This is a genomic window from Streptococcus nasisuis, from assembly GCF_040836615.1.
In the GTDB taxonomy this organism is placed as follows: domain Bacteria; phylum Bacillota; class Bacilli; order Lactobacillales; family Streptococcaceae; genus Streptococcus; species Streptococcus suis_V.
On record NZ_CP162268.1, the window covers coordinates 1,555,837 to 1,582,435 of the forward strand.

27 protein-coding genes are annotated in these 26,599 nt (G+C 42.5%); 8 read left to right on the forward strand and 19 right to left on the reverse strand.

Translation table 11 applies throughout. The annotated features are described in order from the left end of the window. Nucleotides 1-19 precede the first annotated feature (19 nt). The 5 genes from AB1F57_RS07885 to AB1F57_RS07905 all read left to right on the forward strand — a co-directional run bounded on the left by AB1F57_RS07885 (nt 20) and on the right by AB1F57_RS07905 (nt 5,733). On the forward strand, nt 20-1,471 hold the full coding sequence (locus AB1F57_RS07885; protein ID WP_167785414.1) for an alpha-amylase: 1,452 nt from the start codon (nt 20-22) through the stop codon (nt 1,469-1,471). A gap of 126 nt (nt 1,472-1,597) precedes the next feature. Continuing rightward, nucleotides 1,598-2,338, forward strand: a complete 741-nt coding sequence (locus tag AB1F57_RS07890) for a glycoside hydrolase family 73 protein (protein ID WP_245169950.1) — start codon at nt 1,598-1,600, stop codon at nt 2,336-2,338. Nucleotides 2,339-2,571: 233 nt separating this feature from the next. After that, nucleotides 2,572-3,234: a SatD family protein gene (locus tag AB1F57_RS07895; RefSeq protein ID WP_167785415.1), complete on the forward strand. Its 663-nt coding sequence runs from the start codon at nt 2,572-2,574 to the stop codon at nt 3,232-3,234. Between the two features lie 710 nt (nt 3,235-3,944). Beyond that, complete coding sequence (gene xerS, locus AB1F57_RS07900) at nt 3,945-5,015, forward strand: tyrosine recombinase XerS (protein WP_167785416.1); 1,071 nt, start codon at nt 3,945-3,947, stop codon at nt 5,013-5,015. Between the two features lie 94 nt (nt 5,016-5,109). Further along, complete coding sequence (locus AB1F57_RS07905; protein WP_367985583.1) at nt 5,110-5,733, forward strand: YitT family protein; 624 nt, start codon at nt 5,110-5,112, stop codon at nt 5,731-5,733. Between the two features lie 98 nt (nt 5,734-5,831). On the opposite strand, the gene AB1F57_RS07910 is transcribed toward AB1F57_RS07905, so the two are convergent. The 11 genes from AB1F57_RS07910 to AB1F57_RS07960 all read right to left on the reverse strand — a co-directional run bounded on the left by AB1F57_RS07910 (nt 5,832) and on the right by AB1F57_RS07960 (nt 16,298). After that, on the reverse strand, nt 5,832-7,124 hold the full coding sequence (locus AB1F57_RS07910) for a hypothetical protein (protein WP_105137855.1): 1,293 nt from the start codon (nt 7,122-7,124) through the stop codon (nt 5,832-5,834). 194 nt (nt 7,125-7,318) lie between these two features. Then, nucleotides 7,319-8,596 (reverse strand): group II intron reverse transcriptase/maturase, encoded by a 1,278-nt coding sequence (gene ltrA, locus AB1F57_RS07915; RefSeq protein WP_172006496.1) that lies wholly within the window; start codon nt 8,594-8,596, stop codon nt 7,319-7,321. A gap of 607 nt (nt 8,597-9,203) precedes the next feature. After that, a complete protein-coding gene (locus AB1F57_RS07920; protein ID WP_170238574.1) occupies nt 9,204-10,712 on the reverse strand; it encodes a phosphomannomutase/phosphoglucomutase in 1,509 nt (502 codons plus the stop codon). A 75-nt stretch (nt 10,713-10,787) separates the two neighbouring features. Continuing rightward, nucleotides 10,788-11,729: a HAMP domain-containing sensor histidine kinase gene (locus AB1F57_RS07925; RefSeq protein WP_170238573.1), complete on the reverse strand. Its 942-nt coding sequence runs from the start codon at nt 11,727-11,729 to the stop codon at nt 10,788-10,790. Then, a complete protein-coding gene (locus tag AB1F57_RS07930; protein WP_248017942.1) occupies nt 11,726-12,394 on the reverse strand; it encodes a response regulator transcription factor in 669 nt (222 codons plus the stop codon). The genes AB1F57_RS07925 and AB1F57_RS07930 overlap by 4 nt, the downstream gene beginning before the upstream one ends. Before the next feature lie 37 nt (nt 12,395-12,431). After that, a complete protein-coding gene (locus AB1F57_RS07935; RefSeq protein WP_167785422.1) occupies nt 12,432-12,689 on the reverse strand; it encodes a type II toxin-antitoxin system RelE/ParE family toxin in 258 nt (85 codons plus the stop codon). Further along, nucleotides 12,679-12,918, reverse strand: a complete 240-nt coding sequence (gene relB / locus AB1F57_RS07940) for a type II toxin-antitoxin system RelB family antitoxin (RefSeq protein WP_172014946.1) — start codon at nt 12,916-12,918, stop codon at nt 12,679-12,681. The genes AB1F57_RS07935 and relB overlap by 11 nt, the downstream gene beginning before the upstream one ends. 90 nt (nt 12,919-13,008) lie before the next feature. Next, nucleotides 13,009-14,979: an ABC transporter permease gene (locus tag AB1F57_RS07945; protein ID WP_367985584.1), complete on the reverse strand. Its 1,971-nt coding sequence runs from the start codon at nt 14,977-14,979 to the stop codon at nt 13,009-13,011. Beyond that, nucleotides 14,980-15,732: an ABC transporter ATP-binding protein gene (locus AB1F57_RS07950; protein WP_367985585.1), complete on the reverse strand. Its 753-nt coding sequence runs from the start codon at nt 15,730-15,732 to the stop codon at nt 14,980-14,982. 3 nt (nt 15,733-15,735) lie between these two features. Beyond that, nucleotides 15,736-16,107: a NisI/SpaI family lantibiotic immunity lipoprotein gene (locus AB1F57_RS07955; protein ID WP_167785425.1), complete on the reverse strand. Its 372-nt coding sequence runs from the start codon at nt 16,105-16,107 to the stop codon at nt 15,736-15,738. 56 nt (nt 16,108-16,163) lie between these two features. Then, the gene (locus AB1F57_RS07960) at nt 16,164-16,298 is read right to left on the reverse strand and encodes a hypothetical protein (RefSeq protein ID WP_367985586.1); all 135 of its coding nucleotides are present in this window, start codon (nt 16,296-16,298) and stop codon (nt 16,164-16,166) included. 154 nt (nt 16,299-16,452) lie between these two features. On the opposite strand from AB1F57_RS07960, the gene AB1F57_RS07965 reads away from it, so the two are divergent. Beyond that, complete coding sequence (locus AB1F57_RS07965; protein ID WP_245169951.1) at nt 16,453-16,719, forward strand: hypothetical protein; 267 nt, start codon at nt 16,453-16,455, stop codon at nt 16,717-16,719. Beyond that, nucleotides 16,716-16,961, forward strand: coding sequence for a YdcF family protein (locus tag AB1F57_RS07970; RefSeq protein ID WP_245169952.1), 246 nt, complete (start codon nt 16,716-16,718; stop codon nt 16,959-16,961). The genes AB1F57_RS07965 and AB1F57_RS07970 overlap by 4 nt, the downstream gene beginning before the upstream one ends. 40 nt (nt 16,962-17,001) lie before the next feature. Here the strand turns inward: AB1F57_RS07970 and AB1F57_RS07975 are convergent, their stop codons facing one another. The 4 genes from AB1F57_RS07975 to AB1F57_RS07990 all read right to left on the reverse strand — a co-directional run bounded on the left by AB1F57_RS07975 (nt 17,002) and on the right by AB1F57_RS07990 (nt 20,890). Further along, nucleotides 17,002-18,168 (reverse strand): ATP-grasp domain-containing protein, encoded by a 1,167-nt coding sequence (locus AB1F57_RS07975; protein ID WP_105137862.1) that lies wholly within the window; start codon nt 18,166-18,168, stop codon nt 17,002-17,004. 12 nt (nt 18,169-18,180) lie between these two features. Continuing rightward, nucleotides 18,181-18,927 carry an alpha/beta hydrolase-fold protein gene (locus tag AB1F57_RS07980; RefSeq protein WP_105137863.1) on the reverse strand — a complete coding sequence of 249 codons (747 nt, stop codon included), beginning with the start codon at nt 18,925-18,927 and terminating at the stop codon, nt 18,181-18,183. A 22-nt stretch (nt 18,928-18,949) separates the two neighbouring features. Then, nucleotides 18,950-19,777 carry an alpha/beta hydrolase gene (locus AB1F57_RS07985; RefSeq protein ID WP_105137864.1) on the reverse strand — a complete coding sequence of 276 codons (828 nt, stop codon included), beginning with the start codon at nt 19,775-19,777 and terminating at the stop codon, nt 18,950-18,952. A gap of 99 nt (nt 19,778-19,876) precedes the next feature. Beyond that, nucleotides 19,877-20,890, reverse strand: coding sequence for a crosslink repair DNA glycosylase YcaQ family protein (locus tag AB1F57_RS07990; RefSeq protein ID WP_367985587.1), 1,014 nt, complete (start codon nt 20,888-20,890; stop codon nt 19,877-19,879). Nucleotides 20,891-21,202: 312 nt separating this feature from the next. Between AB1F57_RS07990 and AB1F57_RS07995 the strand changes: the two genes are divergently transcribed. Further along, complete coding sequence (locus tag AB1F57_RS07995; RefSeq protein WP_367985527.1) at nt 21,203-22,405, forward strand: IS110 family transposase; 1,203 nt, start codon at nt 21,203-21,205, stop codon at nt 22,403-22,405. 310 nt (nt 22,406-22,715) lie between these two features. On the opposite strand, the gene trmFO is transcribed toward AB1F57_RS07995, so the two are convergent. The 4 genes from trmFO to AB1F57_RS08015 form a co-directional block, all read right to left on the reverse strand. Beyond that, a complete protein-coding gene (gene trmFO, locus AB1F57_RS08000; protein WP_367985588.1) occupies nt 22,716-24,059 on the reverse strand; it encodes a methylenetetrahydrofolate--tRNA-(uracil(54)-C(5))-methyltransferase (FADH(2)-oxidizing) TrmFO in 1,344 nt (447 codons plus the stop codon). Nucleotides 24,060-24,204: 145 nt separating this feature from the next. After that, nucleotides 24,205-24,576, reverse strand: coding sequence for a transposase (locus AB1F57_RS08005; RefSeq protein ID WP_367985589.1), 372 nt, complete (start codon nt 24,574-24,576; stop codon nt 24,205-24,207). After that, entirely contained in the window at nt 24,560-24,778 is a 219-nt protein-coding gene (locus tag AB1F57_RS08010) for a helix-turn-helix domain-containing protein (protein ID WP_167785429.1), read from the reverse strand. Before AB1F57_RS08010 ends, AB1F57_RS08005 begins: the two co-directional genes overlap by 17 nt. Nucleotides 24,779-24,873: 95 nt before the next feature. Beyond that, nucleotides 24,874-26,598, reverse strand: a complete 1,725-nt coding sequence (locus tag AB1F57_RS08015; RefSeq protein WP_367985590.1) for a glycoside hydrolase family 3 protein — start codon at nt 26,596-26,598, stop codon at nt 24,874-24,876. Nucleotide 26,599 lies beyond the last annotated feature (1 nt).

Below are 26,599 nucleotides of genomic sequence, written 5' to 3' on the forward strand. Positions count from 1 at the left end.
CAAATAGAAAGAAGATTTGATGACACGTTCTACATTAATGCAATACTTTGAATGGTATCTGCCTGCTGATCACGACCATTGGAATCGGCTAAAAAATGACGCTCTGCATCTGAAAGAATTAGGGATTAGCCATGTTTGGACGCCACCTGCCTTTAAAGCGACAGGACCAGATGACGTCGGCTATGGGATTTATGACCTGTTTGATTTGGGAGAATTCGACCAAAAAGGCACTATTCCAACCAAATACGGAACAAAAGATGAGTATCTGGCTGCTATCCATGCTCTCAACGAACAAGGGATAGCAGTGATTGCGGATATTGTCCTCAACCACAAGGCTGGTGGAGACTACCAAGAAAGCTTCCAAGTTCGTCGGATGAACCCTGATAATCGGCAAGAAAGTCTTTCTGAACCCTATGAAATCAAGGGTTATACTGGATATGATTTCCAAGGTCGTAACGATGCCTACAACGATTTCAAGTGGCATTGGTATCATTTCACAGGGCTTGATTTTGATGCTGCCCACAATGAAACGGGCATTTATCAAATCGTAGGAGAGAACAAGGGCTGGGCCAATCAGGATCAGGTCGACGGAGAGCACGGTAACTACGATTACCTGATGTTCAATGACATTGATTTCAAGCACCCAGAAGTAGTAGAGCATCTAAAAGATTGGGTAAAATGGTTTATCGAAACAACTCAGGTTGATGGCTTTCGGATTGATGCTGCCAAGCATATTGGGGAAGATTTTATCGCTTCCTTTATGGAATTTATCCGACAAGAAGTTAAGCCTGACCTATATGCTTTCGCAGAATACTGGAAAGATAGTGAAGCAGATAGTCAAAGTTATATCGACAGTACGGATTACCAACTTGACTTGGTGGATGTTCCGCTTCACATGAATTTCTTTCAGGCGGGTGATGAAGGGCAATCTTTCGATTTACGGACCATTTTTGATGGTAGCTTGGTGCAAACAAAGCCTGATTTTGCTGTTACATTTGTCGAAAACCATGATACACAACGTGGACAGGCGCTAGAATCAACAGTTGCAGATTGGTTCAAACCAGCTGCTTACGCCTTGATTTTGCTACGTCAACAAGGATTGCCAACCTTATTCTACGGTGATTATTACGGTATTTCAGGTGAATTTGGACAAGCTGCCTTCAATGAAATCTTGGATAAATTACTTGCTATCCGTCAGCATCATACCTACGGTCCACAGATTGATTATCTCGATCATCCAAATTGTATTGGTTGGGTTTGCCAAGGGGATAATGAGCATCCTAAAGGTCTAGCCTGCGTTATCAGCAATGCAGATGAAGGATACAAAGACATGGATATGGGAACTTTAAATGCTGGAAAAGTATTTGTAGATGCAACCGGTCATCGACAAGACACCGTTCAATTAGATGAAAATGGATGGGGGCGTTTCTATGTCAATCCAGGCTCGGTTTCCGTATGGGTAGAAGAATAACTAACGATTAAGTTTGCATAACGAATATTATGTAAACTTTTTTTGTAATATAAAATTAACAAAGTTATAAAGTAAACTATCTTGAGTATTAATGTCTGAAAATTGTATAATGATTATCATTAAACTATGAAAAAGGATTTAGGTATTATGCAGTATTCAAGAAGTCAATATTTTCAATCGATGAAAAGACATCCTCTCTCAATATTACTGGCAGTGGTATTGTCTGTTTTAACGATTAGTTTATTTGTATTTGGAAATAAGACGATTCGACCGGCTGAAGCTACAGAATATGTAGTGGCAGATTATAGACAACAATTTATCAATACAATTGCACCATCTGCGCAGCAATTAGCCAACAACTATGATTTGTATCCATCTGTCATGATTGCACAGGCTATACATGAATCTAATTATGGACAATCTGGGTTATCAATTTCCCCGTACAATAACTTATTTGGTATCAAGGGAGCATACAATGGACAATCAGTATCCCTTCAAACATGGGAAGATGATGGATATGGAAATACCTATGATATCGTTGATTATTTTCGTACTTATCCAAGTTATTATGAGTCTTTAGCTGATTACGTAAACATTATTCGCCAACCTCACTTTAACAGTGTTTGGCGTTCCAACACCAGTAGCTACTTAGATGCTACTAATGCTTTAACTGGTACATACGCAACAGATACAGCCTACGCTGCAAAACTCAATGATATCATTGAACTTCATGGATTGACACAATACGATGGATATTATACTAATGAGAATGTTTCGTCAGTAGCTAATTTAACTTGGAATCCATATCGCGCACAATATACAACTCAAGAGACTCTAAATATTGATATCGCTTGGGCAAATCGCTAGAATCTTCTATTCATCTATATTTATCCGTACAACAATGAACTAACTAAACCCAGCTAGACTGATTATTCAATTTAGCTGGGTTTTAAAATGTAAAAGGTAAAAAAGTCAGGTAAGTGCTAGTATAGTTTATTTCAGTCTTGATAGAAGTTTAGTAATGACCTAGTTACATAACAAACACTTAAAATAATTCCGTTATAATGGACATTTTTATATTTTTCTATTAAAATAGAATTATGAATAAAATGATGATGATTTCTGGCCAGATTACACCTTTATCAAGCCAATCACAAACAGAAATAAACATTCTCACGATTATTAGTCGTCTAAATCAGGTTTATGCTAATCAATTATTGGCTGATTTTACTCTCCATAGAGGTGGACTGCTAGAGGCTCAAGTCAAACCCAACGCGGATTTATTGCAAATTCTTGATTATTTACATCTGTCTCTGGCCGAAGGTTATCAGTTGCAAATAGGAATTGGTTTGGGTGATCTGGACGATGCAGTGCAGAAAACCAGCATTTTCTCAAGCAATTCTCAAGCTCAGCGTGAGGCTGAGAAAGCCCTAACTTTGGTCCAGACACAAGACGATTACGGAAGTAGAGCCAACGGATTTTCTTCCGACTATCCCCATATTGACAAGGTCATTAACAGTCTTTTAGCGACCAGCGATTTTATGCGAGATCGATGGAGTCATTCGCAAAAGCAATTCGTCCTAAGATTGGTAGAGACTGGCATTTATTCTGAACATTTTAAGCAAAAATCCCTAGCTCAGAAACTGAAACTCAGTCAAAGCGCCTTTACAAAACGGGTCAAATCAACAGGCATCAAGGTCTATCTCCGTAATCAAGAAACGGCTATGGAGTTAATGATGCAGTTATCAAATAAAAAAAGATAGTTTGCATAATATTTAATATGCAAAATTTTGGATTTTATAAATTCAAACGAAATACGATTCCATCTCCGTCAGCATCACCCGTTTCCACAAATCCAAGGGATCCATATAGTTTTCTTGCTAAATCATTGTTTTCAAGGATACATAATTCAACGGCTGAAAAACGTTTTCTCTACGAATATTGTCTAAAAATTGATTCATAGCTTGTCTACCATAGCCCTGACCCTGTAATGTTTATAAATGAAAAATTCTGATAGGTGATAGGCTTGGACTTGAGGTGAATCGTGATACATGATTAAACCGACAGGCAATTGATGGTCATAAATCAAATAAGCCTGGCTATTAACAAAAGCTCGAGCCAGCGTGGTCGTCTTATCAGCAACAAAGCCTGTCTGTGAAGGAAAAATGGAAAGCGGAATTCCCAGTTGTCAGGATTGATAGGTATGAAATCTAGCATAAATTTAACCACCTCAGAATTTATATATATCTATTCATCTTTTTATAGCTATTAGTTGAAAATCTATATAACATCTTTCCGAAAAACTATAATTTTCTTGAAACTTATATAAAACTATGGTATACTACTGATATGATAACTAGAAAAAATTTTTGTCGAAAATATGTACTTTATAATTTAGAAATAAATGCGAAGGCTGAAAATTCTTCCAAAATACAATCCTTAATTTTAAATAAAATATCTCGGAGAAATCATCATGCGTCGTGAATTATTATTGGAAAAAATTGAGGAATTGAAAAAAATCATGCCTTGGTATGTCTTGGATTATTACCAATCCAAGTTGGCGGTTCCCTATAGTTTTGCAACCCTTTATGAATACCTCAAAGAATATCGTCGTTTTTTTGAGTGGTTACAGGATTCAGATTTGGTATCTGTGGAACGGATTGCTGACATTCCACTGGACACACTGGAACATTTGACCAAGAAAGATATGGAATCTTTTATTCTTTATCTGCGGGAACGTCCATTGCTCAATGCCAATACCACGCAAAATGGTGTGTCGCAGACAACTATTAACCGTACCTTATCAGCTCTTTCTAGTCTCTTCAAGTATTTTACCGAAGAAGTGGAAAATGAGCAAGGCGAGCCCTACTTCTACCGTAATGTCATGAAGAAGGTTTCCACCAAGAAGAAGAAGGAAACCTTGGCGGCGCGGGCGGAGAACATCAAGCAAAAGCTCTTTTTGGGCGATGAAACCATGGAGTTTCTGGAATACGTGGACACAGAATACGAAAATAAACTCTCCAACCGTGCAAAATCTTCTTTCCGAAAAAATAAGGAGCGTGATTTAGCCATTCTTGCCCTGCTCTTGGCCTCTGGCGTCCGTCTGTCTGAGGCCGTCAATTTGGACCTCAAGGATGTTAATCTAAAATTGATGATCATCGAAGTCACTCGAAAAGGTGGTAAACGGGATTCTGTTAATATTGCTGGCTTTGCCAAGCCCTATCTGGAAGCCTATATGACCATCCGGCAGCAACGCTACAAGGCTGAAAAGACTGACGTCGCATTCTTTCTTTCCGAATATCGTGGGATGCCCAATCGCATGGATGCCTCTTCTATTGAAAAAATGGTTGCCAAATATTCGGCTGACTTCAAAATTCGTGTAACGCCCCACAAACTCCGCCACACGCTTGCGACCAGACTCTACGATGCAACCAAGTCGCAGGTCTTGGTCAGCCATCAACTGGGGCATGCCAATACGCAAGTTACTGATTTGTATACCCATATTGTCAATGATGAGCAAAAAAATGCATTGGACAAACTATGATTTACATAATTTGTTTTATGCAAACATAAATAACAAATCTACTAATTAGTGAGTTGGTGCTTGATTTCTGTCGATATTGTATTAAAATAGAATTATGAAAATCGTAAAATTTGTTATTGGAATCACAATCATGGCCATTGCTGTTGCCATGTCAAAAATATCCCTGCTCGGTACGTCGCCGATTGCTGCTATGCCCAACGTCGTCTCAGAATCTATGGGTTCATCCATCGGTCTGAACACGGCGCTCTTCTTAGCCCTGCTAGTTGTTATTCAGCTCGTCTTGGCTAGACCAAAGAAGATGAGCGATGCAATTCCTTACCTCATTCAGTTAATACCCGGAACCTTGTTTGGCTTGTTTATTAACTTTTTCTACGGTCTGCTCGCTCCAATCTTGTCCAGTAAATCTTACCCTGTCCAGCTGATTGTCCTGATTATCTCTGTCTTTATCTTGGCAATCGGTGTCATTGTTGAGGTCAATGCGGATACGATTGTCATGCCGGGCGAAGGGTTGCCCAAAACAATTGCCCAAGTGACCAATAAACCATTTTCTAGCGTCAAATTGGCCTGTGATATTGGAATGGTTGTAACAGCGCTTCTTCTCTCTTTCCTCTTTGGTAATCCATTTCTAGGAATTCGCGAAGGAACAATTATTGCCATGCTCTTCACTGGACCAATTATCTCGCTCTTGCAACAACTTGCTTTCAGAAGAAAAAAATGAGGTTGGACTTCCAATCTCATTTTTCTATGTCAATTTTCTAATCGGAATTTACTACTAAAAACGAGACCAGGAAATCCTAGTCTCGTTTAGCTTCATTCTTAAAATCGTTTTTCAACAGTTTCATCGCTGAAGGCTTTGCTATTGTTGCCCAGTGCAGCGACTTTACCATCCACTGCGACTTGGTCTAAACGACCGCCTTCTTCCATAGTGACAGTTGTAACATTATCACCGTGGCTAAGGATAGAGCCTTTGACATGAAGTTCATGAAGGTAACCGCCATCTTTGATAGAAAAGGCATAGGCTGGAAGATCCACGTTGACACCTTTTACAAGAGATTGGCCAACACCACCGTGGGTTGTAATATCGCCTTCAATATGCAGTTCACCGACTTCTTTGGAAATTTGAATACCAACAGCACCGTCATTGTAGGTATTGATTTCAGCAAAATGACCGACTTTCAAGGTACCATCATATTGGTTATAGGCGCGAGCTCCGACACCGTAGGTAGAAATGGCTTTTTTCGCTTGGAAATCATTGACAGTACCGAAGTTTACGAAACCAACACCAGATTGACCGTAGGAAATCACTTCATCTTCTACGACCCATTTGTCAACAGTTCCCCAAGCATCCAAGACCATGTCATTGACGCCGTAAGTAACGGTTTTACCGAGCTGATACAATTCGTGAACATGGGCACCATAGACAACAAAGACACCACCGGTGATGAAATCTGCCGCACCTTGAGGAAGGAGACCAGTAGAATAAACTGAACCCAAGACCATTTTATCCATCACAACTTGACCACCAGCATCATTGAAACCTGAAACAAAGACACCAGATCCGATGACAGGTTGACCGTCTTGACCGACGTTCAATTCACTGATAGCTCCTGTAATCTTACTGTTAGCATCGGGGTTAAAATTGTAAAGGGTATAAGCACCTTGCAGGACGTTTACGCCATATTTTTGTGGTTGCTCAAGGTAGGTGCGCGTATCTGCTTTGCGAACCAAGACGTTGTGTGTGTCGACATGTGCAGTTATGGTTGGTGCACGGAAAATCATTGAAATTTGACCGTCCACGATCAAGTTTTCAAGTGAAATCTGACCGAAGTTGTCACGAACTTGTTGTGGCACAAGTGAAATAGCTTTCTTATCTTGAAGGGCTGAGATTGTTAAATCAGAAATCTTAGCATCGCCTTTCAAGATAAAACCATCAGAATGTGAAAAGAATACAGTTGGCAGAACGCCATTTTCTTGTGCTTGACCTTTGATGTCGATACCAGCTGGAAGATAGATGGAATTTGCAAAAGTCATGGTACGTGTGATAACAATTTCTTTTTCATTGTTGTCCAAAGCGTTAATTAATTGAGTAGGATTTGAAACGAGTGTCATGTTAAGTACCTCACTTTCTTTCTGTAAGTCTATTTTATCACTAATTATTGATTCGTCAAGAATTTTGTGTAAGAATTTAAGAAAAAATCTTGTAAATGTTTCTAAAACTTCTTAAAACTAGCCAGAAAAATCGAGTAGGGACTAATTTCTAGTCCCTCTCACACCACCGTGCGTGCCGTTCGGCACACGGCGGTTCAACTAACTTTTAACGCATGTCGTTTTAGATAATAATCTAGGCAAGAAACCAGTCCACGTTTAGCGAGGACTGGTTTTGATATGGCACGTTTCAGTACAGACCTCTGAGCCACTAATTGATAATGGTCTCCCCAGCCAGATACTTTATCCGCTATCCACTTCGGTACTCCTAATTTGAGAAGTCCCCATAATCGCCTAGATTTCTTCTTCCATTGTTTCCAGATAATAACTCTTATTCGAGTTCTTAGTCGTTCATCAATGCTTTCCATGACTGATTTCATGTTCGTCATAGAAAAGTAGTTTATCCAACCTCGGATGACCCAGTTTAGTCGCTCAATTCGGCTGTCTAAGTCAATACTCCACTTACGGGCCGTTAGTTTCTTGAGTTTTCTCTTGAAACTCTGTACGCTATCCTGATGCGGACGACTTTTCCAGCCCTCAGATGATTTCCAGAACCCAAATCCTAGGTACTTTAATTTGCTCGGTCTCACAATCTTGGTCTTGGTCATGTTGACTTTCAAACCTAATCGTTTTTCAATATAACGACTAATTGAATGCATCACACGTTTAGCCGCCGCCTCACTACCAACTGTGATGACGCAGTCATCTGCGTAGCGAACGAAGCGAAGTCCACGATTTTCCAACTCTTTATCTAGCTCATTAAGCATGATATTGGACAGGAGCGGTGATAGGTTTCCTCCCTGTGGAGTTCCAACTAGTGTTTTATACCGTTGTCCGTTGATGACTACACCGGAATGAAGGTACTTACGAATTAAAGATTCTGTATCTCCATCTTGGATAATGTTATGAACAAGCGACATCAGTCTATCTTGAGGAACGGTATCAAAGAACTTCTCCAGGTCTATGTCTACTATCCACTCATAACCGTCATTAAGGTATTCTAATAACTGGATAATAGCTTGTTCGCATGACCGATTGGGTCTGAATCCGTAACTCCTCTCAGAGAAATAGGGCTCACAAATAGGACTAATGACTTGGACAATAGCTTGTTGTATCATTCTATCCATGACCGTTGGGATACCTAACTGACGGTCTCCGCCGTTAGGTTTGGGAATTTCAACTCGTAAGACTGGCTGAGGTTTGTACTTCCTCTGCTTTATGAGTTCTTTAGTTGAACGCCAGTGTTTGCGGAGATAGTCATCTATTTCGTCAATAGTTACGCCGTCAATTCCTGCTGAACCTTTATTGGCTCTAACTTGATTGTAGGCTTCAAGCATATTGGACCGAGATAGGATATTATCTAGTAACTGTGACATGTGCGTATTCCTTTCTTGTTTCGGTGTCTGAGGGACGTCTTATATTGGTGAACTTTCCTCTAGTCAATACGTGACCGCACCCAGTTCTATCAGACCGCTAGTTTTACAGACACAAGTGAAGTAGGTATACTTCGGTTTGACAGCCTTTATTTTCAATGTCAAACTTTCAACAGTCACTCCCCTGACTGTTGAAATATTCAGCCCTTCGCTCCACCTCTATTACAGAAGTTTCATCGCTACTATGGCCTCGGCTGACTTCTCATGATTCGTTGTTACTACGTCTTTGACGCTCATGAGACCTCACGGGATAAGTCGTACATCTTTCCTCGTTTACTCTCGTGATTTACGTCTATAGGTTACGACTACCTTTTTGGACTTTAGAGTTGTATGCCCCCTCATCCCCTATATACGCCTTGTTATCACGTTTCTGTTCGTAGAGCCACGATTTCGCTATCCCTTCCTCTCCCCGCTACCTCACGATAGTCAGGCTTGGGAGTCGCTTTGGGGTTCACCGGTAGCGGGTGTCCACGGAGGACTTTCACCTCAGATGTACGACATGCCCGTCGTACATACCAAAAAGCCAACCAAGTGGCTGACTTTCATCTAATTATGCTAATTCTTTTAATTTGGTCTGATTAACAGCTGGATAGCCATCCAAGAATTCAGACAAACGTTTCAGAATGCTCGGCATATAACCTGCTTGGTCGTTTTCAATTTGAAGGACCAGGAGCGGTTCGTGGAGACTCATGCGGAGAAGGAACCAGCCGTCTCCATAAGGGTCTGTCACATCAAAGCGCACTCCTTCTTCATTCTCTGGATTGAAAATAAAACCGGCAATGGATGTCGCTTGCAAGTCGGCAATGACTTGCTCACCTAGCGCGCGATAATCCTCAACCTCCAACTTAAAGCGCACTTCCTGCGTTTCTAAAGGTTGTTTCAGCTGTGCAATCAAATCATCCAGGGACTTGCCATCCTTTTGCAACTGAGGCAGAAGCATGAGAATTTTGGCAGCCACATAGGTACCGTCATCCAAGAAATAATTTTCCTTAAAGGCTGCATGACCGGACGTCTCGATAGCCAATTGACAATCCACACCAGCTTGGTTGGCAGCAATGGCGCGATTGATCACATTACGATAACCAGAAATATAGCGAATTTGCTTGCCACCCAGACTTTCGATAAAATCTTTTAGATGTTCTGAGGTTGGGGAATTGGTCACAATGCTCGTACCCGGATGCTCGAACAAGGTAATTTGAGCCAAGACAGCAATTAGATTGTTACGGTTGAGAATTTGTCCTGACTTGGTAACCAAGGCAGCGCGGTCCACATCTGTATCAAAGATAATGCCCAAGTCGGCACCTTGTTTAAGTACTGCTTGACGAATACTTTCCATGGCCTCTTTGTTGTCGGGATTTGGGACATGATTAGGGAAGGTACCGTTCGGTTCTAAAAACTGTGAACCCGTTGTATCAGCTCCCAGCTCGGCCAAAACTTTTTCCGCAAAGAAACCGCCTGCACCATTTCCAGCATCGACGATGATATTGAGTCCGGTCAATGGCTTATCTTGACCATCGCAGGCTGTACGAATTTTATCAACCAAATCTTGGGCATAAGGCGTAATCAGATCCGCATGGGTCAGACTTCCCAGACTTAAGGCTGGGAATGCCTCCGTATGCGACAAGATATAGTCAATATCCTCATGTTCCGCTCCGCCATTTTGCGAAAAAATCTTGAGACCATTAAAATAATAAGGCAGATGGCTGGCAGTAATCATCACCCCAGCGTGGCAGGCAAACTGCGGATACTGGGTGCTCATGAAGAGAGCTGGCGTGGTGGCCATGCCAAAGTCAATCAGCTGAACGCCCAGACGAATGGCTTCTTCTGTAAAGGCTGCGACCAAATCTGGACCGCTGAGGCGGCTGTCTCGACCGATACCGATGGTCAATTGGCTTTTTTGATATGCCTGCGCCAGTTCTGGCTTCTGAGTTAGCCAATGGATAAGTCCGCGAACCACTTCCTTGGTGGCTTGTGGAGTGAGATTGACAGCATATTCGTCTGTAGCGATAGCAATTCCACGAATATCTGATCCATTTTGCAAGACGTGATGATGGGACATAGTAACCTCCTAATTCAAACTAAATTTAGTATAGCATATTTTAGAAGCGGTTTCAAAATGAAAAAAGCACAGCTTTTACTGTACTTTAGTGATGCTTACAGTTGTACCAACTTCCAGTTGACTTTCCACGGAAATAGCTAGTTCCAACTGATTCAAGACTCGCTTGGTCAGATACAAGCCAAAACCTGTAGCTTTTTGGTGTTCACGGCCATTAAAACCTGTAAAACCTTCGTCAAACAGGCGTGGAATATCTTCTGCCAGAATCCCAATTCCCGTATCGGAAATGGAAATTCCACCATTCAATTCAATGACCACCTTTCCACCAGTCTTATTGTACTTGAGGGCGTTGTCGATTATCTGTGACAGGGCAAAACTGAGCCATTTCTTATCGGTTTTCAGTAGCCAATTTCCATCGATGGTCACCGAAATGTCTTTTTGCAAGAACTGATTGCGGTATTTTTTGACCAAGTCCACAATTACTTCTCTCACTTCCACCTGCTCAAAACGAAAATCACTGGCATGGTTGGTCAGCTTGAGGTAGTTGAGCAGATTGGCCATGTAATTATCCAAGCGCAAGAGCTGATAATCGACATCCTGCTGGTTGAGATTGTCAGTCTGGCTCATCAAAGACAGGGCAGCCAAAGGTACCTTCATCTGGTGAGACCAGAGTTTGACCATAGCTTGCAGGTCCTCTTCTCGTGACTTATAATCCAGGAGCTGCTCCCGCATCGCCTCCTTCTCCTCTTCAATCAAGCTGAGATAGGCAAGGTCCACAGGCTTATTGAGTAGGGGCAGAGCTTCTTCATGGACATAGTCTTCCAAGGCTCTCATGCGGTTGCGAAACTTCCAGAATAGGCCTACTGTCAGTAGGATGATAAGGGTTAGGGACAATAGCAGAGCGTTTTGCAGAAATTCGCTAGGCAATTGGTAGAGATAGAAAAGCAAGATAAAACTGCCGGCCAAAACCAGATAGGCGAAATAAAAACTCCGGTATTCACGGATAAATTTTGCTATCATTTGACCAAGTACCCCACGCCACGAACAGTATGAATACGTTCAAAACCGACCTCACTCACCTTCTTACGCAGTCTGGTCATGTTTACATTGAGCGTATTCTGATCGATAAATTCTTCATTTTCCCAGAGTTTTTCCAAGAGTTCATCCTTGCTGACAATCTGCCCTTGTCTTTCTAGTAAGGTGGACAAAATCTTGGTTTCCGTAGGAGACAATTGAACCTGTTCCAATTCGTTTGAAAATCGCCCGTCCAAACTAAGCTGGAACTGGTCGATAGACAAATCAGTTGATTTGCTGAATTGATTAACCCGACGCAGGAAGGCTCCGATTTTGGCATCCAAAATCCCTAGTGAAAAAGGCTTGGAAACAAAATCATCGCCACCCATGTTCATGGCCATGACCGCATTCATCTCATCATCGCTAGAGGAGATAAAGATAATGGGCATGGTCATGGTTTTACGGATTTCTGTCGTCCAATAAAAGCCGTTGTAATAAGGCAGGCTAATGTCCATCAGCACCAAGTCTGGCTTGAGTTCCGCAACTTCCTGACTAACTGCTCGGAAATTCTGCACACTTTCTACCTGATATGATTTTCCCAGATGCTGCTTCAAGAGTTGGACAATCATCTCATCATCTTCAACAATATAAATCTTTGCTTTTTTCATCATCTTCATTCTGCAAAAGCCAGGACACAGGTCTTGGCTTTTATATACTTCCATTTCTCATTTTTAGACTTGTAACTGTCACTTTGTCATTTTCAATGCTGACGATTACCCTGTAATTGCCGATACGATAGCGCCAATGGCCAGAACGATTAGCAGTCAAGGCTTTTCCGTGTTGTCTGGGGGTGTCACACCCGTCAATATGCTTATAAAGATACCGCAAAATCAAACTTGCAGCAGTTTTATCCAACTTTCGAATTTGCTTTTGAGCCTTAGCAGACAAAATAACCTTATAACTCAATGCCCAACTCCTCAGCCATTTGTTCTAATGTTATCGGCTCAATTCCATTCGCCAAGTCTTCTTGGTATTCTGCCCAAGCAATGTCTGCCACACACGCATCGTACTCGTCTTCAAGAGCCTCAAGGGTTTTAGTCCGAATGAGCTCAGAGAGGCTGACCCCTTCAAACTTTGCCATAGCCTGCATAAAGAGTTTATCCTGCTCAGAAACTTTCAATGTAATAGCTGCCATTTTCTCACCTCTTCTAGTATTCCTTTGGTATTACCATTGTAACACCATTTCCTAAAAAAATCAAGAAATCCCGCATAAGCGAGACTTCTGCTAACGTTCAATAATGCGGTAATAGGTGCGACTAGTCCACTTGTAAATGACAAAGTAAATCAGAGCGACTGCCAGTAGGGTGATGACACTAACTGTGTAAATCATGCTGGAAGAAACCACACCGAACATAATCAGCATTTGTTTGAGCATGACAAGGGCAACGACAAAGTGAAGGGTCGCCATAGCCAATGGCATAAAGAAGACCAATAGTGTTTGAGAGTTGATGGTTTTCTTGACAGCCTTCTGGCTCATCCCCACTTCTTGAAGAATCTTGTAGGATTTCTTATCCTCATGCCCTTCCGAATACTGTTTGTAGTAGATAATCAAGGCTGCACCTAGCAAGAAACTAATGCCCAACAAGAAGCCCGTAAAGAGGAAACCACCTGTGAAGCCCATGAGCATATTGTTGAAATCCGAACGTTGCATGACATTTCCAAGACACTCCCCATTTTCATCGAGAATAGTGTAAATATCACCTGCCTGTTCACCAATTTTTGCCACTTCTTCCTTTGTCAAATCAGTAAAGACACGGTAGTCCAGACTAACCTGATAGCCTTGCGGATTATTTGCTTCAAAGTAACTACGAATGGTTTCAAGAACACTATCATCACTAACCACCATGACGGCAGCATTGAGCGTATTTGTGATGTCTGGGAAAATTGCTTTATCAAGATCGGCTACGTTCTCAAAGCTACTATCACCCAAAGTGACTTTCTCTAGCGAAGGCTTTTCACTCGGACGCATAAAGGCAACTTGATTGGCAGCCAGCTCTGGCAAGTCATTGCCCAACTTCCTGAAATCATCCTGGGTGATGAAGTAGGTAAAGGCCATCTTGCTAAAGTCTGGATTGGCAATAGTTTCTGGACTGATGACAATCTCCTTCCCACCATCATAGACTAGACCAGCTTGGTAAGTCAGGTAGGATAGATTGTCATTGGCTTTTTCTGGAAAATGGCTGAGCACCGATTGCTGATAGACACTTTCCCCCTGACTTCTATCTGAAATAGGATAGGTAATGGATGTTTCCTTTGGATAAAGTCCACTGGTCATATTTGCCATACCTGTATAAAGGGATGTAGTTGTCGCAATAGTCACAAAGGCCATGACCGCAAGCAGTGTAATATTGGCCAAACCCGTTGCGTGCTGCTTCATCCGAAAAATCATCTGCGATGTGGTAATGAAATGCTCTGGCGTGTAAAAATAGCCTTTGTTTTTCCGTCGAGCCTTCAAATACCAAGTCATAAAACTGATGTAGAACAGATAGGTACCCGCAATGACAAAAAGCACAGCGATGAAGAAACGATAGATGACAAATAACCCTGCTGCTTTAGATGAGAGCGATAGGTAGTAACCAGCCCCAAGACTTAGGACACCAAGAGCAGCCAAGAGGAGATTCCCACGTGGCTCCTTCTCCCCCTTTTCACTAGCTCGGAACAAAATCAGTGGACTGGTCTTACCAATGGTCCGAATGGCTAGCAATTCCAAGAGAAAGAAGATACCAGCAAAGAGAAAGGCGGTCATGACAAAGGCCAGAGGGTCTATTCCAAAATGCAAATCACTATAATGCGTTATATTGACAAAAATCAAGTAGAGAACATTTGAAAACACACCTGCTAAGACAGAACCAAGAACCACAACTAGCAAGAAAATCATCATCAATTCGAGGCTGGCTATCAAGGCTACCTTTTTCTTGTTCATCCCCAGCATGTTATAGAGACCAAATTCCCTCGCCCGTTGTTTCATCAGGAAATTAAAGCTATAAATCTCCATAATGACCGAGAAAATGGTCAGAACAACAACACCAAGACCGATAGAAACGGCACCAGAGCCCATGGTCTTCATAACTGGACTCAGCATGAGCAAGAACATGGAACAAATCAGAGTAAATAGCACAAGACTGGCTAAAACAAAGGGAGCAAAAACACCCATGGATTTTCGGATATTTTGCCCAGCAAGTTTGAGGTAAAACATCTACTCACCCCCTAAAAGTGCAGACATGTTGAGCGAAATCTCCTTGGCAAAGTCTTGATTGCTCTTACCTGCCTTGTACAATTGGTGGAAAATCCGACCATCCTTGATAAAAAGAACCCGTTTGGCATGGCTGGCTGCGTTGGCTGAGTGGGTCACCATGAGAATGGTTTGTCCATCTAGGTTGATGTCCTCAAATAAATTCAGCAAGTCTTCCGAATTGCGATAGTCAAGGGCGGCAGTTGGCTCGTCCGCTAGGACAATCTGTGGCTGTGTAATCAAACTACGGGCAATGGCCACGCGCTGCTTTTGTCCACCAGATAGTTCAAAAGGACGTTTTTTCAGCAAATCTTGAATCCGCAGTTTTGGCGCCAAGACTTTCAAACCTTTCTCCATTTCTTGATGGCTAGCTCGCGCCAATACCAGAGGTAGAAAGATATTGTCTTGGATGGACAGGGTGTCCAAAAGATTAAAATCTTGGAAGACAAAGCCTAGGTTACGCAAACGGAAATCCGCCAGCTTGCTTTCCTTGATTTTGGTGATGTCTTCTCCACTTAGAATGACCGAACCCTGTGTCGGCTTGTCTAATGTTGCCAAGATATTGAGCAAGGTTGTCTTACCAGATCCACTTTCACCCATGATGGCAATAAATTCACCCTTTTCAACCTTAAAATCCACATCTTGCAAGGCACGGGTTTCTTCTTTTGAAAAGCGCGTACGGTAAACTTTTTCCAAATGATTGATTTCTAATAACATCTTTTACTCCTCTGTGTTTTCTAATAATCCTTGATAGTCTAAACGTTGGTTTTCAGGAACTTGGTTTCCCACATCGACCTTGTAATAGCTGTCCTGAACCCCCATTGCCAAAGTCCCATCCTCTGTCTGGTAGAGGCTGTTGAGAGCAATGGTTTCCTTGGTATTTCCAGTTTCCCTGACAACAGGATATTCCAGGAATTTTACTTCAAGAGTGCGAATATCCTCCTCTGGCACTTCTTCCAAACTTACGCCATAATCTTTCCCTTGATAATGAAAGGTCTGAAAACCCTCGTCAAAGGTCACACCAGCATTGGATGCCGAACAGGCGGTCAGGAAGAAACAGGCACCAATTAAACTCACTATACGTTTTTTCATCTGATTTCCTTTCTAAGATAACATGATTTTATTCATTTGTCAGTATTAGCCAAGTCTTAATACATCCATTTAATTCTCAGAATTTCCTGATACATATCTGACAAGAGCTCGGCCTGTTCTTTTGCATCTGTTTCCTTAGAGACTGGCTTTGACTCCACATATGGTTTTGCTTGTAAAAATTTGAATGACATAAGATTTCCTTCTTTCCTTTCTTTATGATTCCATTCTACTCTTTTCAAACCAGCCTACACTTACAAGATTGACTCGAAACCTTACAGATTTGTAAGAAAAGCGTTTTTTAGTACAATAGCCTAAGCATACTTATGAACAATCTAGGAGATACTTATGTTTTTATATGGTTTAACCCTTGTCAGTCTACTTGCTTTTTTCATTTCAGTCATTCGAGACCGTCGCAGTCTCTGGAATCCCATTTTCTTAATCGCAAGTCTGAATACCCTTTACATCAGTTTCGAAAAATTTGTCTACGAGAATAATTGGCTAGACATGCACTATTTCTTCCTAGGTTCCACCTATCTCATCATTCCCTTTCTTGTACTGGTTGGCGGCCTCTTTCTCATCTACAACGGTTTTATCCTCTTACAAAAAAATTGAAAGACCAGCCCCGTTTCTTATTTGTCACCAATGACTACCACGTTTTCCGTACCAGCCTCTATGCAAAGAAAATCGGTCTGGTCGGTGACGGACTAGGCTGTAAAACAGTTAACTACTACATCCCTTCAGCCTTTATCCGAGAGTATGTCGCCTTTTTGACCAAGATCAAATGGCCGCTAGTCATTCTCTTTGTACTCTTTATTCTGGGACTATTCATTTCCATGCTGCCATTTAACTTTTAGACATAGAAAAAGCCCTGACGACTTGTCAGGGCTTCATTCATTATTCCGTTTTTCCGATGAAATCAATCATCTCATCCAGTTCTTTCTTGCTCTTAGTCACTAGCAGGTAGGCATCGTTACCCTGTAGCTCCGCAAAGGCATCTGGCATGCGTTTGACCGTCTTGAGATTGCTGGCGTAACGCTCTTTAATTTCATCGGCACTATGACGATAATTGGTCTTATCACGGCGAGTAGCAACCAGACAGTACTGTGGTTCGAATTGACGCTCCTCAATTTCCTGACCTGCTACAATATTAGCATAATCGCGGAACAAGTCAATCGAATGAGCATAGTTATAGGCTTCAACTGTAAAACCACCCGCCATGCGGTTATTGTACTCAATGGCAATATAATCCTTCCCATCCTTGAAAAATTCAATATGGAAGAAACGCTCTCTCATGCCAAATTCCTTGATAATGGCACGACCGTACTGAGCCAATTTGGGGTCGACTTCCTTCTCAATATAGTAGGCATTGTCCTTACCAGACAGCATCAACTCCAATGGCGTATGAACATAGGTCAAACTGGTCTCAAAGACCACATTTCCCTCATGGTCAATCAGGCCATCGTAGGTTGTAATGGTGCTTGAATTAACAAATTTCTCAAAGAAATAAGCTGTCTGACCGTCCCAGGCCTGCTTGAAAGTCTCCAAATCTTCCTTGCTGGTTAATTTAAAGGTTCCCGATGCTCCAACTCCGTTATCAGGTTTGGCAATCATTGGAAAACCAACTTTCTTGACAGCCTTGTCAATGTCTTTTTCCCTCTTAACAACAAATCCCGGAACCACCGGCACACCAGCCTTGGTGAAATACTTCTTCATCTCTGACTTATACTTGGTCTTTTTGAGGTGGCGAGGCTTGGCACCGAAAATATTGAACTGCTCCCGCAAAGCTGCATCGTTTTCCAGCCAATGCTCATTATGGGACTCGACACGGTCGATTGGACCGTGTTTATAGATAAGAAATGCTGCCGCCCGCTTGACTTCGTCGAGATTTTCAAGATTTTCTACGCGGAAGTATTCCGTCAAGGCAGATCGGAGCTCCTCTGGAAGTTGATCGTAGGGTTCTTGACCAATTCCCAACAAATTGATACCATCCTTCTTAGACAATTCAATCCAAAATTGCTGGAAATTTTCAGGGTAAAAAGGTGAAATAACTAGAAAATTCATAGTTCTCCTCTCTTATAATCCAATCGAATGCAGGAAGAAAGGCATTTGCTTTCTCCACCAAACCCAGTCATGGGCAACGTCGGTTCCCCACGTATCAAACCAAGCTGGAATATTCTTCTCTTCAAAGGCACGTTTGAGATTATAGAAGCTCTCCAGACCATCCTGCTCCCAATCGCCGAGACCAGTGCAGACGATGATGTCCGCCTGACGGTAGCGGTCAATAAACCAGCCGTCATTTTGGTTCCAAATGTAATCCGCTGGCGAATTTTGGTAAACTACGTCGTCATGACCGTAGTCATCGTTGTTATTGAAGAAACGAGCATCGTAGATACCAGACAAGGCGATAACCTTATTGAAAACATCTGGGTGCTGGAGGAAGAAATTGAGCGCGTGATAGGCTCCCATAGAGCAACCAGTTGCCATCATTGGGTCAAACCAGCCTGTCTTGTGCTTGATAAAGGGAATAGCCTCTTCAATAACATAGCGTTCATAGGCACGATGAGCCTCAGCCTTATCATGAATGGACTTCCAATCTGCCAACCAACTTTCCGTATCAAAGCTGGTCAAGGTAAAGAACTGGACATGGCCTGCCTCAATAGAACCACGGCAGGCTTCAATCATACCGAAATCTGCATATTCATTGTAAGAACCACCTGAAGAGGCAAAAACAACCACAGGAATGCCTGCGTGGCCATAGCGATTGAGATTCATTTCACGACCAAGATTTCCTGACCAGTGGCTTAAAAATTCTACGTTCATAATTCTAACTCCTTTTCTGTGTTTATTTCCAATCTTCGCTTAAAAAACGCAAGCAATCTGGTAAATAAAGGGCCCAAGCCTCTTCATTATGGACTGCACCTGAAATAACTTCCAAGGCAATATTGTCCAAGGTAACCCCTCCACGGACCAATTGAGTGTAATAGCTCAGCGAGGAATTGATATAGGCTTGCTTGATATTGCCTGCCATGAGGGTCTTGTCCGTGTCGTCTGCCTCCTCGGTGCCGACGTAAATATAGACCCGCTGGCCAGGATCCAACTGCTGGCGTTCTATGTAGCGGTCAAAGGCATCCTGGTGGAGCCAATTGGCCGATGAAAAGACACCCAGACGACCGATTTGGTTTTGATAAGCCAGCCCCATAAACTGCGTGATGTTGCCACCCAGGGACGAGCCAATCATAGCTGTGTGAGCCTTGTCTGCCTTGGTCCGGTAATGCTGGTCGATGAAGGGCTTGACGACATCCATGACAAACTCGGCATAGAGCGTCCCCTTTCCGCCAAACTGGATACCTGGAATGCCCATCTCGCTGTACTTCCAAGCCGCATACTCGTGCATGCGTTCCAAGCCGTCGTTATCGATAGCTACCACAATCATCTTGGCAATGTCTGGATTTCGCTTAATGGTAGGAATAATTTTCCAAGAATGTCCGGAAAACGCCTCCTTGCTGTAAAGGACATTTTGCCCGTCGTGGAAATAAACGACCGGATAACTGATCTCTGTATCCTCCTCATACCCCTTAGGCAAGAGAACACGCACTCGTCGTTTTTGTCCCGTAAAAGGCACTTGTAGCTCATGTGTATGCATATCTAGATAAAAATAGGACTTATTCATTTCAAATTCTCTCCTAGTATTTTTTCTATTATATCATACTTTTTATAAAATATTCAGAAAATTTAGTTATTTCTTTTCATAGGGGATAAAACACGAACCTTATAGCTTCGCAATCCGATTTTCATAATCTCTGCGGTACTCTTCCAAGGCTGCTTGCTCTTTGGCAGTCAGGTTTTCAAAAATATCTAGGATAATCTTGCCTTTTTCCCGTTTCCAAGTCGCCACAAATCGTCCCTTGTAGAAAACAACTGGCTTGACAATGCCTGTCAGTGTATAAATCTGCCGAATATGCTTGGGATCAAAGAAGGGATTGGCTTTCTTTTCATAACCTAGCAAAAGTTGGTCAAAACCTGCAATGAAGAGGTAATCTGGCACTTCTGCTTCTTCTAATTCTCCTAGATAAAAACGTTCCTCCCCTGCTACTTCTATAGTTTTCAAGTCCAACTGCCTCATCCAATCTAGGACAGTAGATTTATTTTCCTTGAAGTAGTAACGGGCATCTGCTAGACTGACAGGACCAAAACCTGCAAAATACCGCCGTGCGATTTCCAGCTCTGCTTTTTCCCGCGAAAGAGGCTGAAAATCCTGCAAACGATGAAAGGTCTTGCTGCCGTAGGCTTGATAAATCTCGCCCCGCTCGACCATATAGCGAAAAATGCCGCCCCAAGCGTTGAAGAGCGCCTTCTCATCTTCTGCAGTCAGTCGTTCAGCTCGACACAAGTCCTTGAGAAACTGACGATCCTTGGGATCATCTTCCAAGGCTTCAAGGATAATCTGATGAAATTTCTGTTTGGTCTGCGGACTCAATCCATCCTGCCCCTGCTGTTTCAGAAAACCCTCCATCGCCATTCGCCCTTCATGGATGTAGAGAGGAATTTCCGATTTGAGATAGGCGTGAACTGTCCGACGAATAGACCACTGGCGAGTAAATCGCTCCTGCCAGTCCGTCTGATGAAAATCCTTGTTCGCCATCCGATTGAGAAATCCCACGTGGACATAGGGTTGAAACTGAGCCTGCAAGCCATTTAGGTTTTGACAAATCTGCTCAGCAGACTGTGGCTGTAAGAGTCCTTGCTTTTGTAAAATAATCCCCTTCCAGGTCTGATGATCCATTTCGCAACTCCTTTTATTTCTCGGTTTGATTATAACATAAAAGGGAGTGGGCCAGAACTCAATAAAAGAAACATACTAAGATTAGTAGTGAGGAAATCTCCGACGGGAGAAAGTACTCACTACTTTTTCTTTATGATAAAGTAGAGGTGTCTTGTTAAGTCGAGAACTCTTTTGACGCTAGACGTCGCATCAAAAACTGGCAAGGCACCTGTTTTAGAAAGAATGTTATCAAAGTATGTGGGACGCCAGACGTCGAGTATTGAAAATGACATCACTAAAACAAGGAATCATTCAAGACAAAGAGGTAATATCATGCGAGTAGTATTTGGGATTGACGTGAGTAAGGTAAGTTCAGAAGTAGCCATTCTAGTCAACGGCGAGAAGGTTCATAACTACACCATGTCCAATGATGCCATTGGCTTTTCTCGGCTACTTGGCGATTTGAAAACCGTCCACAAGCCAGAAATCATCTTTGAAGCAACAGGCGTCTATTCTCGTCGTCTTCAAGCTTTTCTGGATGAACATAGCTACGCTTATACACGACTCAATCCCTTAGAAGCCAAGAAGCAACTGGATAGCTTGCGTGTGAGAAAAACAGATCAAATTGACGCCGAAAAACTAGCTCAATCTCAGTTTGTACTGAATCGTAAATCGACGTATGTCCAAGAAGAAGTCTACCAAAACTTGCGGGATCTCAGTCGATTCTATCAGAACTTAACTGAGGACATCGTTCGAGCTAAAAACCGCCTGCACAAGGTCTTACAGGTCACTTTCCCTGAATTGGAAACTATCTTGTCAACACCAACTGGGGAACAATACTGGAACTTAGTTATAGCTTTTCCTTGCAAGGACTTCGTGCTTGAGTTAAGCAAGGATGAACTCTCAAAGAGCATCCGTCTGTCCACTTCAAAACGGATTTCTGACAAGCGTGTGGCTTACTTAGTTGAGAAGCTGACAGCACTAGCTAATCAATCTTATTGTGCCGTTAAGAAAACCTCTCCGATCATGGAAGAGGTGCGTTACTATGCAAAAGAATTGCTTAGACTTTCTGAACAGAGACAAACTGTCTTAGACGAAATGGTGGAACTAGCTCAGCCATTACCAGAATATGAGATTCTGCTTTCTATTCCTGGTATCGCTGAGACGACTGCAACAAGTATTATTGGCGAACTGGGAGATATTCGCCGTTTTCAGTCTGCCAATCAAATCAATGCCTTTATCGGTATTGACCTAAGACACTATGAATCTGGAAGCTTCCTCGCTAAGGAGCACATTACCAAGCGTGGCAATCCCTACGCTAGAAAGATTCTGTTCAAGTGCATTCACAATATCGCTTCAGCTAGTCACACTAATCCTTGCCATATCGCAGACTTTTATGAGAAACGAAAAAGACAATCGCAAACGACTTCAACCAAGCCACACACGATTGCCTCCATACATCGACTCATTCGGACAATGTATTACCTCATTATGCATAACAAACTTTACGATTACGCTTCAACCCAAAATCGATAAAACTGTTTATGCTCTATCATTGTAACACCTTATCAAAAAATTTCAACATAAGGTGTTGGTTTTGTATACACTTTTTTCACTAAACTTTAGTCCAAAAGAAAACAATTTCCTTATTTTGACTATTGAACTCAAAATATTTTTCGTCAAATACCTTGATGGACTTGACAAATGGTAGAAAAAAGAGTTCGTTTGCCCGCCCCCGCACAGTTGAATAGGTCTGGTTCGAAGCATAAAACGCGAACGAAACCGCTATTCAACTGTGCTAAGCTGTTGACACGAACTCCATAAAGAAAGCCTAGCCTTGAATATTTTAATAGCCCAAATACTCTTCCAAATCCGTCAAAGCACGCTCCGCTATTGCCTCATAGCGTTCTTTTTTGTCACGGATACGCGGCCCGTCCAGCTCCTTAATGATGCCAAAGTTGACATTCATAGGCTGGAAGTGCTTGCTTTCGGTGTGGGTGATGTAGAATGGCAGAGCACCGATTGCTGTGGTCTGTGGGAAAACGACTGGCTCTTCGCCCTTGAATCGACGAACAGCATTGATACCGGCCACTAAACCAGAAGCGGCAGACTCAACATAGCCTTCTACTCCTGTCATTTGACCTGCAAAGAACAGATTTGGATTTTTCTTGGTGGCAAAGGTCTGTTCCAATAAATTTGGTGAATCCATGTAGGAATTACGGTGCATAACGCCGTAGCGGACAAATTCCGCATTTTCAAGTCCTGGAATCATCTGGAAGACCCGCTTCTGCTCACCCCATTTGAGATGGGTCTGGAAGCCAACGATGTTGTAGAGGCTACCTGCTGCATTGTCCTGACGAAGCTGGACAACGGCGTAAGGGGTTTTGTATTCGCCATCGCGTGGTCCCTTGTAGTCTTCTGGGTACTCTAGACCAACTGGCTTCATTGGGCCATAGAGCATGGTCTTGATTCCACGCTTGGCCATCACTTCGATAGGCATACAGCCTTCAAAATATTTTTCTTTTTCAAAGGAATTGAGCGGTGCCTCTTCAGCCGTCGTCAGTGCCTCGTGGAAGGCCATAAACTCTTCCTTGGTCATGGGACAATTGAGATAGGCCGCCTCGCCCTTGTCATAACGGGATTTGAGGTAAACCTTGTCCATATCAATGGTCGATTTATCAATAATTGGTGCTGCTGCATCGTAGAAATAGAAACCATCGCCACCGTTGAGCGCGTGGATTTTCTCCGCCAAGGCATCCGAAGTCAGAGGCCCAGTCGCAATGACGGTAATGGCATCGTCAGGAATTTCCGTAATCTCACCGCGAATGATTTCAATCAGCGGATGATTTTCCAGTTCAGCTGTCACTGCCTCCGCATAGCCTTCACGGTCCACAGCCATAGCTCCACCAGCAGGCACACGGTGGTTTTCACCATTGCGCATGATAATGGAATCCAGACGACGCATCTCCTCTTTCAAGAGACCGACCGCATTGGTCAAGCTGTCGCCTCTGAAGGAATTGGAACAGACCAACTCAGCAAAATTAGCAGTCTTGTGCTGTGGCGTTGGCTTAACCCCACGCATTTCATACAGTTTCACAGGAATACCACGCTTGGCAATCTGATAAGCAGCCTCCGAGCCAGCCAAACCAGCCCCGATAACGTTAATGTGTTTTGCAATAGATTGAGACACTCACTAATACCTCTTTGGGAAAAAATTCCCACAAATCTTTCTATTTTTTTATACTATCTAGTATAGCAGAAATTGCTCTGAAATGAAAAAAACTACTTTCACGATGAACAGCTCCCTGTCAAATGGACAATGAAATAATAAAAGATTAGGCGACGGCCTGGTTCCTCATTTCAAGAGGGGGCAAGGCCGTTGTTGCGCTCTTGAATACGTTGATGATTGTAAAAATGTAGGCATCAATATCTGAAACTAGCTCCTCAAAAGTCTTATATTTCTTCAAATCATAGCACTCCGTCTTAAAGTGCCCAAAGAAACTCTCAATTGGTGCATTGTCAATACACTTACCAACACGAGACATGGAGCGGGTCATCTGATACTGGGTAGTTAAACGGTAATAATCCTTCGAAGTATACTGCGAACCTCGGTCGCTGTGAATCAATGGTGTCGCATCAGGATTAGCTTTTCGTGCTCTACGAAGTGTTTCTAACACCAACTCATTATCATTAAACTGACCAACCACATAAGCGACAATACTTCTTCCATTGACGGCTTTCCTCTAGCCCCTCAACACCAGCTTCTTTGTACTTCCGAACCCAGTTCGAAAGGGTGTCTTTAGAAATACCTTGGTTTCTAGTTAACCAGCTAAGTGATTTCCCTTCTTCCAAGTGAAGTAGAACAATTTCTAGTTTATCAGATACAGATTTTGGACTTCTTTTGGACATAATAAAACTCCCCTTATAGTTTCTAGTGAAAATTTTTGTTTTTTCACTGTCCACTATATGGGGAGTATATCACTAGGATAGAAAGGAGTTTAGTTTTATAGTTTTGCTTGCCATTTATTGGCCCAAACATTCTCGTTTGGCACACCATAGAAGTCATCTTTTCCTTCTAATTTATCAAGGAGAGATTTAATCGTGTTTTTATTATGATGGTAGGCATTGATAGCAGTTTTGACCATGGTAACATCGTGAAGGTGAGTTGTATAGTTTAGTGAAACGAAAATGGTTGGAACTTCATGTACATACCAAGGAACCTCATTTGACATAGCAGTTTTCCACTGGATGCGGTAATTATTCTGCGCTCCATATCCAATGACATTGGCAACAGTCAAGGATAAGTCAACTTCTTCTCGGTATTGCAGCGTTTTACCTTTGATTCGAGTCGTACCATCATTGATAGTCACTTCATAACCACGAGCTTCCAAGGCAGCTTTAAGGTTATCAACCACTTCTGTACTTGCCGCCATAATGCCTTCTTTTTCACCTTCTAGGTAATACAATCGGATTCTGCGATGGGTTTCTGGACTAATTGGAAGATTTTTCTGTGTATCTTTCAACAGCGTAATTGCTTTATCTGCTGCTTCACGTTGCCAAGCCAAGTGTTCTTCACAGCCGATAATAGCCAATTCATCAGCTGATTTTAGTAAGGTCCCTTCTGCTTGCTTGACATGAAGATTGAGTTTGGCTTTCAGACCTAAAATACGACGGAGAGCATCATGAAGGCGTTCGTCAGTAATCACTCCCTTGCGGTAGCCATTTAGCATAAATTCAAAATCTTCTTCTAAATTATTGAAGAATAAGAACATATCACAACCCGCAGCAATAGCTGCTGGGACATAGTCTTCACGACGCATCGCTGCTGTCATCCCCAACATGTGGCTGGCATCTGTTATGACCAAGCCGTTGAATTCCAGTTTTTCTTTCAATAAATCTTGAATCAATTCAGGAGCCAGGGTTGCAGGCAAAATGTCTTCGTCCTTCAAACTTGGATTCAGTTCTTTCTGGTAATGTGGCAAGGCTATATGACCCGCCATAATCATCTCAACACCAGCTTCAACATGATGACGATAGACACGACCAAAACTATTGTCCCATTCTTCTGGAGAGAGCTCATTGACACCGAGGACTAGGTGCTGATCACGTTCTTCTGTACCATCTCCTGGGAAATGTTTGATACATTGAATAACATCTCTTTCAGCAGTCAATCCTTCTAAATAGGCACTGGTATAGGCAATAACATCATCAGCATTGGTGCCGTAGGCTCTGGTATTGACAATCGTATTGCGCCAGTTCTGAACAATGTCCACGCACGGATCAAAATTGACATTTACACCTAATGCAGTCTCCTCGCGCGCAGATACGAGACCTGCTAGGTAGGGAATACGAGGATCCTGACTGGCTTCCGATTGAGCACCTGAGGAAATATAGGTTCCGCCTTTCACAGCCCCATCTCCACCTGAGTCGCAGTTCGCTGCAACCAAGAGAGGTACTTTTGAATAGCTTTGCAACTCGTTAATCAGTCCTTGGACCTGTTCTGGACTGCCATTCATATAACGAGCGCCACCTATGTGGTATCGGTTCATCAATTCCTGATTACTCAGATTATTTCCACTAAAGGCATCCCCTCCGAAGAAGAATAGATTGACAAACAGTTGACCGATTTTTTCTTCATCAGTCAGATGAGCCAAGGTATTTTCTACCCAGGCAATCTGCTCTTCATTCAAACAATAGGGTTTCTTCCGCAAATCAACTAATCTAGGCATT

Coding starts and splice junctions, on each gene's coding strand:
- AB1F57_RS07945 (WP_367985584.1), bottom strand. CDS start 14,979: ATGTTTTACCTCAAACTTGCTGGGCAAAATATCCGAAAATCCATGGGT.
- AB1F57_RS07905 (WP_367985583.1), top strand. CDS start 5,110: ATGAAAATCGTAAAATTTGTTATTGGAATCACAATCATGGCCATTGCT.
- AB1F57_RS07925 (WP_170238573.1), bottom strand. CDS start 11,729: ATGATAGCAAAATTTATCCGTGAATACCGGAGTTTTTATTTCGCCTAT.
- relB (WP_172014946.1), bottom strand. CDS start 12,918: ATGGCAGCTATTACATTGAAAGTTTCTGAGCAGGATAAACTCTTTATG.
- AB1F57_RS07955 (WP_167785425.1), bottom strand. CDS start 16,107: ATGAAAAAACGTATAGTGAGTTTAATTGGTGCCTGTTTCTTCCTGACC.
- AB1F57_RS07885 (WP_167785414.1), top strand. CDS start 20: ATGACACGTTCTACATTAATGCAATACTTTGAATGGTATCTGCCTGCT.
- AB1F57_RS07985 (WP_105137864.1), bottom strand. CDS start 19,777: ATGAATAAGTCCTATTTTTATCTAGATATGCATACACATGAGCTACAA.
- AB1F57_RS07960 (WP_367985586.1), bottom strand. CDS start 16,298: ATGTCATTCAAATTTTTACAAGCAAAACCATATGTGGAGTCAAAGCCA.
- AB1F57_RS07990 (WP_367985587.1), bottom strand. CDS start 20,890: ATGGATCATCAGACCTGGAAGGGGATTATTTTACAAAAGCAAGGACTC.
- AB1F57_RS07965 (WP_245169951.1), top strand. CDS start 16,453: ATGTTTTTATATGGTTTAACCCTTGTCAGTCTACTTGCTTTTTTCATT.
- AB1F57_RS08015 (WP_367985590.1), bottom strand. CDS start 26,598: ATGCCTAGATTAGTTGATTTGCGGAAGAAACCCTATTGTTTGAATGAA.
- AB1F57_RS07950 (WP_367985585.1), bottom strand. CDS start 15,732: ATGTTATTAGAAATCAATCATTTGGAAAAAGTTTACCGTACGCGCTTT.
- AB1F57_RS07895 (WP_167785415.1), top strand. CDS start 2,572: ATGAATAAAATGATGATGATTTCTGGCCAGATTACACCTTTATCAAGC.
- AB1F57_RS07920 (WP_170238574.1), bottom strand. CDS start 10,712: ATGTCCCATCATCACGTCTTGCAAAATGGATCAGATATTCGTGGAATT.
- AB1F57_RS07995 (WP_367985527.1), top strand. CDS start 21,203: ATGCGAGTAGTATTTGGGATTGACGTGAGTAAGGTAAGTTCAGAAGTA.
- AB1F57_RS07930 (WP_248017942.1), bottom strand. CDS start 12,394: ATGATGAAAAAAGCAAAGATTTATATTGTTGAAGATGATGAGATGATT.
- AB1F57_RS07890 (WP_245169950.1), top strand. CDS start 1,598: ATGAAAAAGGATTTAGGTATTATGCAGTATTCAAGAAGTCAATATTTT.
- AB1F57_RS07910 (WP_105137855.1), bottom strand. CDS start 7,124: ATGACACTCGTTTCAAATCCTACTCAATTAATTAACGCTTTGGACAAC.
- AB1F57_RS08010 (WP_167785429.1), bottom strand. CDS start 24,778: ATGTCCAAAAGAAGTCCAAAATCTGTATCTGATAAACTAGAAATTGTT.
- ltrA (WP_172006496.1), bottom strand. CDS start 8,596: ATGTCACAGTTACTAGATAATATCCTATCTCGGTCCAATATGCTTGAA.
- AB1F57_RS07980 (WP_105137863.1), bottom strand. CDS start 18,927: ATGAACGTAGAATTTTTAAGCCACTGGTCAGGAAATCTTGGTCGTGAA.
- AB1F57_RS07975 (WP_105137862.1), bottom strand. CDS start 18,168: ATGAATTTTCTAGTTATTTCACCTTTTTACCCTGAAAATTTCCAGCAA.
- xerS (WP_167785416.1), top strand. CDS start 3,945: ATGCGTCGTGAATTATTATTGGAAAAAATTGAGGAATTGAAAAAAATC.